Genomic DNA, 11,804 nt, shown 5'->3' with positions numbered 1-11,804 from the left:
CTTCCCCTCACTATGACAGATGGAGCGGCCTACTCGTAGGCGAGCGCCTCGACGACGTCCAGTGAAGCCGCTCTCCGCGCTGGGTACAGACCTGCGACCGCAGCACACAATGTGGCCGCTAGCGACATCTGCAGTGCGACTCCCGTGGGGAAGAGATACGGAAAGCTCCACCCGAGGGATTGCTCGCTCACCATCAACGTCACGAGGAGCCCCATCACCGTGCCGGCCAGGACGCCGATGAGTCCTCCTGACAGGCCCATGAAGGCAGCCTCACCCACGAAGAGGCGCACCACGTGCGTCCGCGACGCGCCGACTGCGCGCAGCAGGCCGATCTCCCGCGTGCGATCCAGCACCGCCGCCAGCAGCGTGTTGATGACCCCGAGCAGCGCCAGCAGCACCGCCACGGCCTCCATGGCATAGGTGACCCTGAACGCGTCATCCACGAGCGCGGTGGCCTCTTGGCGCAGCTCGCTGTTGGACAGCACGTACAGGTCATACTGGCGGCCGTAGGCCTCGGTGATGGCGCGGCGCACCTCCTCCAGCTTCCCCACGTCCTTCAGGTACGCCTCGAAGACATCCACCTGATCGTCCTGGAACTGCGCCATGTACACGTCCCGCGCCATCACCACGGTGCCCTGATCCGACGTGTAGTCCACCGCCACCGCGCCCACGGTGTAGGAGCGCACGCCCGTGGGGGTGGACATCTCGAACGTGCTCCCCAGATGCAGGTCGCGGCGGCGGGAGAGGTTCTCGGAGATGATGACACGCCCCGCACGCCACTCTTCCTGGGTGAGCATGCGCCCCTCGAGGAAGAAGGGCTTCGCCCGCCGCTCGTAGATCTCCGGGACGATCGAGATGACGAAGACGCGCAGGCCCAGCAAGTCATGGGGCAGGATCCGGACTCGGTCCACGAGGTCCACGCCCGGCAGCTTCTCGATGGCCTCGCCCAGCTCCGGCCTCATGGGCTGGTTCTGCACGCCCGCCATCCTCGCCGCCGAGGTGATGAAGAGGTCCGCCGGTACCGCCTGGCCAATCCACCGCTGAGAGGAGCTCTGGAAGGAGCCCACGAACCCCGCGATGCACACCGCCATCGCCACGCCGATGGCGAGCGCCGACACAGGCACGGACGTCCGCACGGGGGCGCGGGCGAAGTTATCCGCCGCGAGCCGCCCGCTCACGCCCAGCAGCCACTCGCCCGGCCCCCGGTAGACGTGCCACAGCGCTCGGAGCACCGTCGGCGCCAGCAGCGTGGTCCCCATGAGGACAAAGAAGATGGCCAGGTACCCGCCCAGCGCCAGGTTCTCCACCGGAGGCGGCAGGAGCGCCAGCGGATACACCCCCGCGAGGCAGGCCAACCCCGCCCACACAGTCCAGGATCGCACCCCTCCCACCTGCATGCCCGCCGCCGCGTCCCGGCGCAGTGCCTCCACGGGCTGGACTCTCGAGGCGTGCAGCGCCGGCCACAGCGCCGCGAACGCACTGCCGAGCACCCCGAGCGCGATTCCCAGCCCCAGCTCCAGCGCCGTCACCGTCACGTCGCGCGCGTTCACCTTCACATAGATGCTGGAGATGGACTGGGAGACGACGCCAATAGCACCCCGCCCCACCAGCGTGCCCAGCGGAAGGCCAAGTGCCGTCCCCAGGATTCCCAGCACCACGGCCTCCAGGGTGAACAGGGTCCGGATGCGCAGGCGTGAGGCCCCCAGCGCGCGCAGCGTGCCGATCTCCCGGCGCCGCTGCACCACGCTGATGGAGATCGTGTTGTAGACGAGGAACACCCCCACCAGCAGCGCCACCCCCGAGCCCAGGTTGAGCCCCATCTGGAAGCTGCGGACCATGGTCTCCACCGAGCTGCCCCGCCGCGACGGGCGCTCCACCTCGAAGGCCGGCCCCAGGGCCTTCCGCAGGTGCTCCCGCACCGCCTCCAGGCCCAGCTTCGGGTCTACCGCCACATCGATCCGATCCAGCACCCGCTCCCGCCCGAACGCCGCCTGCGCGGACGCCACGTCCATCACCGCCACCGAGCCACCGAACGCCTTGATCGGTCCGGACTCGCGGACGAGCGCGTGGACGATGAAGTCCTGAGCCCCACTGGAGGTCGCCAGCCCGAAGGTGTCTCCCACCTTCAGCCCGTGCTCGCGAGCGAAGCGCTCGGAGACCAGCATCCGATCCGTCGAGTTGAGGAACTCCAGATCCTCCGTCAGCCCACCCAGATCCCGATCCACGCCCTCGTAGGTGCGGAAGTGCCCGTCATCCAGCAGATCCACGCCCATGACGTAGAGGGACTCGCCCGGTGAGCCCTGCACCGGCGCGATGACGGAGAGGCCTCCCGACGCGTGCAGGACGCCTGGCACCGCTCGGACTTGCTGGAGCACCTCCTCGGGGAACCCCACCTGCGCGCCCGCCACGGTGAGGTCCGCCTTCCCCGCGATGGTGTCCACCGTGGAGCGGAACGCCTCCATCACCGAGCGGTTGATCGCCGTCACCCCCACCATCGTCGCCACGCCCACGGCCACCCCCACCAGGGTCAACGCGGTGCGCAGCGGCGCCTGAAAGAGGTGCCGCAGCGAGATGAGCCTGAGCAGAGGAAGGAACACGCGGCGTCAGCTTATCCGGTCGCCCGAGCTCACGCCTCGCGGCCCACGTCAGCGGAGCGCACTCAGGGGAGCTCACCGTCCAGCCACCGCTCCGCCTCCTCACGGGAGAAGGCCAGGTGCGGCTCGTGCTGGGCCTCCTTGCTGGTGCGAGCGAGCTGGAGCGCTGTATGCGGAACCCGGCCTACGATGCGCACCGCACGGCCGAACTTCCGCGCGCGCTGCGCCTCCACGATGCGCTTGAACTGGGCCAGGCTCTCAGGCCCCAGGGCCTCTGCGTTCGACAGATCCGAGACCACGTCGAATCCCGGCCGCAGCCGGTCCATCTCCTTGATGATGGCGTCAGCGACGCTCTGCGCCTGTGCGTTGTCGACCTGACCTTCAATGCGAATGAAGATCCGGTTCTTGCCCACATCGGCATGAATATCGACGACCACGTGCGGTGACCCCCAGGCATGAGGATGGCAGGCCCCCCGACTTCCTCCATTCAGTCTACCTGCTTGGGGCTCCTGTCAAGCTGCCTGCCTGCTCACTGGCTCATCACCAACGATGATGCCATCCGCCAGTCGGACGATCCGATCTCCCACCCCCGCAGCCAGTGGGTCATGGGTGACCATCACCACCGTCAGCTGGCGCTCTTGGGAGGCCTCCCTGAGCAGCCGGAGCACCTCTGACCCTGTCCTTGAGTCCAGGTTGCCCGTGGGCTCGTCCGCCAGGAGCAAGGCCGGCTCCGTCAGCAGGGCCCGCGCCACCGCGACGCGCTGCATCTCCCCTCCCGACAGCTCGTCCGGCCGGTGCTCGGAGCGGCCGCGCAGGCCCACCGTCTCCAGCAGTGCCTCGGCCCGGGAGAGCAGCCCGGCACGCGGCCGGCCCGCCAGCAGCCCTGGCAGCATCACGTTCTCCACCGCCGTGAGGGTGGGCATCAGGTTGAAGAACTGGAAGACGAAGCCCAGCCGCTCCCGCCGGAAGGCCGAGAGCGCTGCGTCATCCATCTGCGCCAGCTCCTGCCCGCCAATGCGGATGCTCCCCCCCGTGGGCACATCCAGTGCGCCCAGCAGGTTGAGCAGGGTGCTCTTCCCCGAGCCCGAGGGCCCCATCACCGAGAGGAACTGCCCCCGAGGCACCGTCAGCGACACGCCCGCCAGGGCGCGAACCTCCGTGCGGCCTCGGCGGTACACCTTCGTGGCCTCGTGGACCTCGATCATATCTCCGCCACGCCCTCGCGCTCCGTCCACCCCTCCAGCCCGTTGGGGAGCCGGATGCGCACGTAGCGCCCCGCCTCCTCCAGCAGCCGGATCTTGAGCCCCTCGTGCACCTCGAAGAGCGCCTTGGCGTCCCCCTTGGGGAACTCGCGCGCCACCAGCGTCTTGGAGAGCACCACCGCCTCGTGCACGGTGCGAGCCACCCACACGTGCGCCGCCAGCAGCGCGCCAGAGGGCAGCGCCACGAGGAGGGCCAGCGCCGCCAGCACCGCCGCCCAGGAGCGGCGGCCGGGCTTCAGGAACCGGAAGAGCAGCAGCAGCCCGAAGCCTGCCACCCATGAGCCCAGGAACACCCCGGCGACCATGCCACCCGGCGTGGCCTTCACCAGGCGCGTCACGAAGTCCTCCTCCACCACCGCACCCTCCACCTTGTCCTTCTGCTGCGCACGGGCGAGCGCGAGGTTGGCCTCCAGATCCGGGGCACGGCCTCCCAGCTCCCAGGCCCGCTCCAGCGAGAGCACGGCCCGGCCCAGCTCTCCCTGCGCCAGGTACGTGGTGCCCAGGTTGTAGAGCACGTCCGGGCCGCCCTGGCCGTGGGCGAGCAGCTTCTCGTAGCCGTCCCGGGCGGTGGCGAAGTCCTCGCGGGTGTACGCCTCGTTGGCCTTGGAGAAGAGATCCTGCGCCTCCTCGGGCGTGTAGTAGCCCTGGCCGAGCAGCGTGGCGACGAGCATGGCGGTGATGGCGCTCACTTCTCCCAGCCCTCCATCACCGCCTCGGCCTCGTCGAGGACGCGGTTGCGCTCGGACAGCTCCGCGCCTCCGCCGAAGCGGCCCATGTCACAGGCCTCCAGCACGAAGAGCGCCCTCGAGCGCCGCTCGGGTGCCACCCCCGCGGCCGCCATCTTCTCGCCCAGCACCTCGCGGGTGAGCCCGACGACAGGCGTGTGAAGCCGGGCCTCCAGGAAGCCTGTCAGCGCCTTCTCCACCTCGGCATAGAAGGCGCTGGTGCTGCCCTCGCCCACCAGCTTCTCCGCCGCGGCCAGCCGCTTGCGCGCGGCCCGGGCCTGCTGCTTGTTGCGGCCCGCCTCGGTCTGCGTGAAGAACCGCTCGCGCGCCTGGCCCAGCAGCAGCACCCCGAACAGCAGCCCCACCGGCCCCAGCACCGCGGGCAGGAAGAAGGCCTGCTCCCACAGCTCCCGAGCGGGCGCCATGAAGCGGGCCTGGTAGCGCAGCGGGCGCAGGCCGCTCGCGCTGAGCACGTTCTTCTGCTCGTTGGCGGCGTCGTGCGTGGGCGCGGCCAGCGGGCCCGTCGAAGTGACTCCCCCCTCCCCCGCCTCCACGGTGACGGTGACGGGGTCCGTGCGCGTCACGTCGTACTCGCGGCGGCGCGGATCGAAGTATGGGAACTCCAGCGCCGGCAAGGTGAAGGTGCCCGTGCGCTGCGGCATGACCAGGTACTCCATCATCCGCCGGCCCTGGATCTTGTTCTTGTTGGGGGTGAGCTTGTCCGTCGTCGTCGGATCGTAGACCTTGAGCGACGCGGGCGCCGTCAGCTTCGGCGGTGTGATGTTCTTCACGTTGCCCGTGCCCTCGAGGATCACCTTCACGGTGATGGGCTGGCCCAGCTCCACGCGCGTGGGGGTCACATCCATGGAGAGCTGCCAGCTGCCCACGTTGGCGTTGGCGATACCCGGCGGCGCCCCCGGGGGCAGCGGCTTCACCTTCACCTTGAGCCCGTTGGACACACGGTGCACCCGGTGGCCGGCGAAGAGGAAGCCGGTGGTGATGTCCGCCTCCGCTGGGGTGATGGTGAGCGTGCCGGCCTTCACCGGGAACAAGGCCCGGCGGCGCAGCAGGTACGCGCGATAGGGCACGCCGTTGACGATGCGCTGCTCGCCCGAGAGCTGCGTGGGGCTCTCCACGTCCTCGCTCCAGAAGCCCTCCAGCTTGGGCATGGTGACGGCATCCACGCTGGACAGATCCACCCGCGAGTAGATGAAGAGCGACAGCGTCGTCTGCTCGCCCACGTAGACCTCGTCCCGATCCAGGCTCGCCCGCAGGAACAGATCCGTGTCCCCGCGAGGGATGACGGGGTCATCCTCCTCCCCCATGTCCTCCGAGCGATCCGACGAGGGGAAGTTCCGGAACGGATCCGGGAGCGACGGACGCGTGGCCTGCCCCGGAGCAGGCCCCAGCCGGCCCGGCTTCACCGTCATCTCGATTGGCTCCGTCCGGTAGGTGCGGCCCGCGGTGGTGAGCACCGCGGGTGGGATGAGGAGCTTGCCCGTCCGCGTGGCCCGGAGGATGAGGGTGTGCGTGGTGACGTCCTGGATGACGGCAGGGCCGCCGCCGGAGAGCTGGATGGAGCGCTGACTGCCACGCGCGCTGGAGAGGACCTCGAAGTCCTTCGGCGAGGGGAGCTGTACCTGGGCGGACGGGGGCGCATCCACCACCACCACGGAGAGGCGGAAGGAGTCCTCGGTGCCGACCTCGTTCCGATCCACCTTTTGGTAGAACTCGACGTCCGCCCACGCTGGCGCTGAGGCCAGCAGGGCGATCCCGGCGAGCAGCGCCGCCCAGCCGCTACCAGTCCTTCTCATTGGGCTTCCTCTGCTTCTTCTTCTGCTGGAAACGCCACAGCTGGAGGTTCTTCTCGTTCTGCTTCATCGCATCCAGCAGGCGCTCCGCCTCCTGCCGGTCGATGTCCTCCGGGCTGAACCCCGCATCCACCTCATACTCCGTCCGCTCGTCGGTCTCACTGCCGCCGTCCGCGCCGCCGTCACTGTTCTCGCCCTCACCTTCACCTGAACCGCCGTCGGCGCCACCATCCGAGCCGCCATCCCCTTGGCCCTGTCCCTGCTGCCCACCATCCCCGCCGCCGTCTCGCCCGCCATCCGCGCCCCCATCCCCCGGCTGGCCGCCATCGAAGCCTCCATCCATCCCCCCGTCCACCGGGCGGCCTCCATCCGCCTTCTGGCCTCCATCCGTCCCCGCATCCGGCCGGCCGCCGTCTGAGCCCCCATCACTGCCGCCGTCCACACCGCCGTCCGCTCCACCCTGCTGCGGCGGAGGCAGGTTGCGCAGCACCACCTCGTAGTTGTGACGGGCCAGCTCGTCGTTCGGATCCAGCTTGAGGGCGCGCCGGTACGCCTGCAGCGCCTCCTTGCGCTCGCCCGTCGTCGCGTGGACGTTGCCCAGGTTGTACCAGGCCTTCTCCTGGAGCTCCGGCCGGTTGGACTCGGTGACGCGCTGGAAGGCCGACCTGGCCTCCGCCACCCGCCCGAGCTGAGCCAGCGCGACGCCGCGGTTGTACTCCACCGCCGGATCATCCGGCCGCTCCTTCTTCGCCTCCTCGAAGGCCGCGAGCGCGTCCTCGTACTTCTGTGCGTCGTACGCCGCGCGCCCCTTGGCCACGAGCGGGTGGTCCACCTCCAGCGGACCCGCCGCCCACGCCGGGGAGGCCAGCCCCGCGACGAGCACCCACGCCAGCACGCGCATGCCCAGGCCCCGGCTCACGAGGCCCTCCTGCGCGAGGGCAGCAGCATCATCCCCGCCACGAGCAGCACCAGCCCTGCCACCGCGTAGTCCTGGAAGCGCTCGTCGTAGCGCATCGTCACGCGGCTCTCGAGCTCGCTCTTCTGCATCTTGTCGATGCGCTCCACCACCTGCCCCATGGCCACGCCGCGAGGCTGGAAGAAGAAGGCTCCGCCGGTGGCCTCCGCGATGGTCGTCAGCCCCGCACGGTCCAACCGGGTGATGACGGTCTCCCCGTTGGTGTCCTTCTTGTAGTCCACGAACTCGCCGCGCCGGTTGTAGATGGGGATGGGCTCGCCGCTCTCCGAGCCGACGCCGAGCGCCAGCACCTGGACGTTGCCGTCCTTGAGCGCGTCCATGGCCTCGCTCACCTCGCCGAAGAGATCCTCTCCGTCCGACAGCAGGACGATGACGCGCTCCTTGGCGCCGCGATCCGCGTTGTCCAGCACCTGCTTGGAGAGCTTCAGCGCCGCGCCGATGTTGCTGCCGCCCTGGGGCATCTGGTCCGGGTCCACCGCCTTCAGGAACAGCTTCACCGCGGAGTAGTCCGAGGTGAGCGGCGACTGGATGAAGGCATCCCCCGCGAAGACGATGAGCCCGACGCGGTCACCCTTCAGCTCGTCCAGCAGCGTGGCCAGCTCCAGCTTCGCCCGCTCCAGGCGGCTGGGTTGGACGTCCCGGGCGAGCATGGACTTGGAGGCATCCAGCACCACCACCACGTCAATGCCCTTGCGCTTCAAAAGCTCGCTCTTGCTGCCGCACTGGGGCTGGGCGAGCGCGAAGCCGAAGAGCATCAGCCCCAACCCATAGAGGCCGCCCTGCACTGCCGGACGCCACTCGGAGACGCCGGGCGCGAGCTTCGGTGCGAGCCGCTCGTTCAGCAGCGAGCGCACCCGGGAGACCCGGCGGAGCGCCAGCACCAGCGCCAGCAAGCCCAGCACCAGCCCCACCACACACAGGCCCAAGAAGAGCGGCTGGGCCAGGCCCAGGGGATAGCCGAGGAAGCTGAAGCGCCACGGGCCCACGCTCGGAATCATGGGAACACCCGCAGGAGCGTGGCGCGCAGGAGCAGCTCCAGCGCGGCGAGGCCGAACGCGAGCAGCAGGAACGGGTGGTAGTCCTCGCGGTAGGTGGCCGAGGCCCCGCCCTCCATCAGCTTCGAGCGCTCGAGCGAGTCCAGCACCTTCTGGAGGCCCTGCTTGAGTCCCTCGGGATCGGTGGCACGGTAGTACTCGCCGCCGGTGGTCGCCGCGATGTCCTGGAGCAGCTCGGGGTTGATGGGGATCTCCGTGTCCCGCCACACGGTGTTGCCGAAGAGGTCCTGCCCCTGGGGAAACGGCACCTTGCCGCCCTTGCCCACCAGGATGGTGTAGATGGGGATCTTCAGCGTCTTGGCCATGGCGGCGGAGTCCAGCGGGGCAATCTTCCCCGCGTTGTTGTCGCCGTCGGTGATGAGCACCACCACGCGGCTCTTGGCCTCCGAGTCCCTCAGGCGGTTGAGCGAGGTGGCCAGCGCGTCGCCAATGGCCGTGCCGTCCTCCAGCACCCGGGTGCGCAGCTGCTTGAGGACCTCGCGGAGCACGCCGTAGTCCAGCGTGAGCGGAGCCTGGGTGTAGGCGGCACCGGCGAACACCACCAGGCCGATGCGATCGTTGACGCGGTTGGAGATGAACTCGGAGAGCACCTCCTTGGCCACGTGGAGGCGGTTCTGCGGGCGGAAGTCGCCGGCCTCCATGGAGGTGGAGAGATCCAACGCCACGACGACGTCGATGCCCTCCACGTTCAGGTCTCTCACGCGCGAGTCCCGCGTCTGGGGCCGGGCGATGGCGACGATGGCTGCGGCCACCGCGGCAGCGCGTAGCAGCGGCAGCAGCGGGAGCATGTACGTGCGCAGCCCCCGGCCCTGGCGGGCGAAGACGTGCGCGGCGGAGAAGCGCAGCACCGCGCGGCGACGGCGCTCGCGCCAGGCCTGGGCCAGGAGCACGGGCACCAGCAGGAGCCCCCAGAGCGCCTGGGGGCTATTAAACGCGAGGTCCAGGGGCATGGGGCGGGGGTTGGGCAGGGACAGGCGCGGGCGGGACGTAGGTCTTCTCGACCAGCTCGTAGCCGAAGGCGAGCGACTGGGCGCAGGACTCCGGGCTGGCCTCGGCCTTGGCGTACTTCACCATGTCCGACTCGGAGATGAAGCGCATGAGCGGCTCCTCGGGGAGCCCCGGCGTGCGCAGCTTGCGCAGCGAGGCGATCAGCTCAGGGGTGGTGCACTCCAGGGCCTCGAAGCCGTAGCGCTCGCCGAGGTAGCCACGGAGGATCTCGGAGAGGCGGAAGTAGAAGTCCTTCACGTGGCCCTTGGCGGGCAGCTCCTCTCGCTTGAGCGCATCCAGCGCCTTCCGGGTGCGCACATCCAGCGGCGCGAGCGGCTTGACGGCCACCACCTGGGGACGCGGGCGGCGCAGCCACTTCACGAGGCCCCACGCGAGCAGGCCGGCCGCGAGCACGCCCGCGAGGATGTACAGCAGCCGCCAGGAGCGGATGGGGACCTCGGCGGGGGGCTGGAAGTCGAAGAGGCTCGCGCCCTGCTCGTCCGCGTCCTTGGGCAGAACAGGGAGCACCTCCACCTGCATGCCGGGCACGGCGACGCTCTGGCTCACGCTCGGCGCGGTCAGGTCGAAGGTGAGCTGCGGGAGCGTCAGCATGCCCAGCTCGAAGGCGGACATCTTCAGGGTGAAGGTGGTGACGGAGCCGCCCTGCCCGTCCTGGCGCTGGCGGGACTGCTCCAGCACCTCGAACTGCTCCAGCTCCTTGGGTTGCACCAGCTCGAAGCGCTGGTCCTTCGCGTGCGTGAAGGTGAGCTCGTAGAGGAAGGGATCGCCGATGCGCGTCTGCGTCGGGACGACGCGGCCCTTCACGCTCCAGTCCTCCACCTGCGGGGCAGCCCCCTCCGCGACCACTCCACCGTCCAGCACCTGGGCCTGGAGGGTCTGGGCCTCGGCTGTCTCCTGCTGCTGGGAGCGGCAGGCGGACAGCCCGAGCAGGAGCGTGAGGAGGAGCAGCCGCTTCATGCCGCCATCCTCCGGGCTCGGGCGCGGAAGAACTGTGCGAGCGCCTTGCCGTGGTCATCGTCGGCGCGCAGCTCCACGTGATCCAGCTCCAGCTTCTTGAACAGGCGCAGGCGCTCCTGGCGCTGGGCCTGCATGGCACGGGCGAAGCGGCCGCGGATGCGCGGGTCACTCGTGTCGACGACGAAGCGCTCGCCCGTCTCGGAGTCCTCCATCTCCACCAGGCCCAGCTTGGGGAACTGCACCTCCAGCGGGTCGGCGATGACGACGGGCACCAGGTCGTGCTTGCGGCCCACCAGCCGGAGCGGCTTCTCGTAGTCGCGGGCGAGGAAGTCCGAGATGAGGAAGGTGACGGCCTTCCGCTTGGCCACCTGGCGCAGGTACGTGAGGCCCGAGCCCAGATCCGTGCCACGGCCCTGGGGCTGGAAGGTGAGGATGTCGCTGATGAGGCGCAGCACGTGGGTGCGGCCCTTGCGCGGCGGCACCACCTTCTCCACCCGGTCCGAGAAGAGGATGAGCCCCACGCGATCATTATTCGAGATGGCGCTGAAGGCGATCTGCGCGGCGACCTCGGCGGCGATCTCCGCCTTGCTGCGCTCGCCTGAGCCGAACTCCTTGGAGGCGGACACGTCCACCAGCAGCATGACCGTGAGCTCGCGCTCCTCGGTGAAGACCTTGACGTAGGCCTCGTTCATGCGCGCGGTGACGTTCCAGTCGATGACGCGGATCTCATCGCCGGGCTGGTACTGACGGACCTCGGAGAAGGCCATGCCGCGGCCCTTGAAGACCGAGTGGTACTGACCCGAGAGCATGTCCGAGACCACCTTGCGGGTCCGGATCTCCAGCTTGCGGATGCGGCGGATGAGGTCCTTCGGGAGCACGGGGCGCTCGGGGGCGTGGGCTTACGGCACTTCGACGCGATCGAAGACGCGCTGGATGATCTTCTCCGGGGTCAGCTCCTCGGCCTCGGCCTCATAGGTGACGCTGACGCGGTGGCGCAGCACGTCATAGGCCACGGCCTTCACGTCCTCGGGGGTGACGAAGCCGCGGTGGCGCAGGAAGGCGTGGGCGCGAGCGGCCTGGGCCAGGGCGATGGTGGCGCGCGGGCTGGCGCCGAACTGGATGTAGTCGGCCAGATCCTTGAGGCCGTACTTGTTGGGCTCGCGCGTGGCGAACACGACGTTGAGGATGTACTCCTTCACCTTCTCATCCATGTAGATGGCGTGGACGAGCTCGCGGGCACGGGTGATGTGCTCCAGGGTGATGACCTTGGTGGCGCGAGGAGCGGAGCCGCCGGACATGCGGTCCATGATGATCTTCTCCTCGTCGCGCGTGGGGTAGCCGACCTTGACCTTGAGCATGAAGCGGTCGACCTGGGCCTCGGGGAGCGGGTAGGTGCCCTCCTGCTCGATGGGGTTC

At 69.5% G+C, this 11,804-nt stretch carries 11 protein-coding genes; all 11 read right to left on the bottom strand.

What is annotated here, in order from left to right:
- Nucleotides 1-29 precede the first annotated feature (29 nt).
- Nucleotides 30-2,597 (bottom strand): ABC transporter permease, encoded by a 2,568-nt coding sequence (locus tag VD972_RS43395; protein WP_324995641.1) that lies wholly within the window; start codon nucleotides 2,595-2,597, stop codon nucleotides 30-32.
- 62 nt (nucleotides 2,598-2,659) lie between these two features.
- The gene (locus VD972_RS43390; RefSeq protein WP_324995640.1) at nucleotides 2,660-3,031 is read right to left on the bottom strand and encodes a hypothetical protein; all 372 of its coding nucleotides are present in this window, start codon (nucleotides 3,029-3,031) and stop codon (nucleotides 2,660-2,662) included.
- Nucleotides 3,032-3,106: 75 nt separating this feature from the next.
- Nucleotides 3,107-3,799 (bottom strand): ABC transporter ATP-binding protein, encoded by a 693-nt coding sequence (locus tag VD972_RS43385; RefSeq protein WP_324995639.1) that lies wholly within the window; start codon nucleotides 3,797-3,799, stop codon nucleotides 3,107-3,109.
- Nucleotides 3,796-4,527: an SH3 domain-containing protein gene (locus tag VD972_RS43380; RefSeq protein WP_324995643.1), complete on the bottom strand. Its 732-nt coding sequence runs from the start codon at nucleotides 4,525-4,527 to the stop codon at nucleotides 3,796-3,798. The genes VD972_RS43385 and VD972_RS43380 overlap by 4 nt, the downstream gene beginning before the upstream one ends.
- 14 nt (nucleotides 4,528-4,541) lie before the next feature.
- The gene (locus VD972_RS43375; protein ID WP_324995638.1) at nucleotides 4,542-6,395 is read right to left on the bottom strand and encodes a BatD family protein; all 1,854 of its coding nucleotides are present in this window, start codon (nucleotides 6,393-6,395) and stop codon (nucleotides 4,542-4,544) included.
- Nucleotides 6,379-7,293 (bottom strand): tetratricopeptide repeat protein, encoded by a 915-nt coding sequence (locus tag VD972_RS43370; RefSeq protein WP_324995642.1) that lies wholly within the window; start codon nucleotides 7,291-7,293, stop codon nucleotides 6,379-6,381. The genes VD972_RS43375 and VD972_RS43370 overlap by 17 nt, the downstream gene beginning before the upstream one ends.
- Before the next feature lie 14 nt (nucleotides 7,294-7,307).
- A complete protein-coding gene (locus VD972_RS43365) occupies nucleotides 7,308-8,363 on the bottom strand; it encodes a VWA domain-containing protein (protein ID WP_414654229.1) in 1,056 nt (351 codons plus the stop codon).
- Nucleotides 8,363-9,373 (bottom strand): VWA domain-containing protein, encoded by a 1,011-nt coding sequence (locus VD972_RS43360; RefSeq protein WP_324995636.1) that lies wholly within the window; start codon nucleotides 9,371-9,373, stop codon nucleotides 8,363-8,365. Before VD972_RS43360 ends, VD972_RS43365 begins: the two co-directional genes overlap by 1 nt.
- Nucleotides 9,351-10,388, bottom strand: a complete 1,038-nt coding sequence (locus VD972_RS43355) for a BatD family protein (RefSeq protein ID WP_324995632.1) — start codon at nucleotides 10,386-10,388, stop codon at nucleotides 9,351-9,353. The genes VD972_RS43360 and VD972_RS43355 overlap by 23 nt, the downstream gene beginning before the upstream one ends.
- Nucleotides 10,385-11,266, bottom strand: a complete 882-nt coding sequence (locus tag VD972_RS43350; protein ID WP_324995631.1) for a DUF58 domain-containing protein — start codon at nucleotides 11,264-11,266, stop codon at nucleotides 10,385-10,387. Before VD972_RS43350 ends, VD972_RS43355 begins: the two co-directional genes overlap by 4 nt.
- A gap of 21 nt (nucleotides 11,267-11,287) precedes the next feature.
- The coding region (locus VD972_RS43345; RefSeq protein WP_324995629.1) for a MoxR family ATPase at nucleotides 11,288-11,804 on the bottom strand (517 nt) is incomplete at its 5' end.

The sequence above is a fragment of the Hyalangium sp. genome (genome assembly GCF_035629615.1).
Taxonomy (GTDB): Bacteria; Myxococcota; Myxococcia; order Myxococcales; family Myxococcaceae; genus Hyalangium.
The sequence above is the reverse complement of the archived record's forward strand: the minus strand, read 5'-3'. Positions and strand labels throughout refer to the sequence as shown.

What these genes read in the sequence shown, in the direction of transcription:
- VD972_RS43385 (WP_324995639.1), bottom strand. Translation starts at nt 3,799, where the DNA reads ATGATCGAGGTCCACGAGGCCACGAAGGTGTACCGCCGAGGCCGCACG.
- VD972_RS43380 (WP_324995643.1), bottom strand. Translation starts at nt 4,527, where the DNA reads ATGCTCGTCGCCACGCTGCTCGGCCAGGGCTACTACACGCCCGAGGAG.
- VD972_RS43375 (WP_324995638.1), bottom strand. Translation starts at nt 6,395, where the DNA reads ATGAGAAGGACTGGTAGCGGCTGGGCGGCGCTGCTCGCCGGGATCGCC.
- VD972_RS43370 (WP_324995642.1), bottom strand. Translation starts at nt 7,293, where the DNA reads ATGCGCGTGCTGGCGTGGGTGCTCGTCGCGGGGCTGGCCTCCCCGGCG.
- VD972_RS43360 (WP_324995636.1), bottom strand. Translation starts at nt 9,373, where the DNA reads ATGCCCCTGGACCTCGCGTTTAATAGCCCCCAGGCGCTCTGGGGGCTC.
- VD972_RS43355 (WP_324995632.1), bottom strand. Translation starts at nt 10,388, where the DNA reads ATGAAGCGGCTGCTCCTCCTCACGCTCCTGCTCGGGCTGTCCGCCTGC.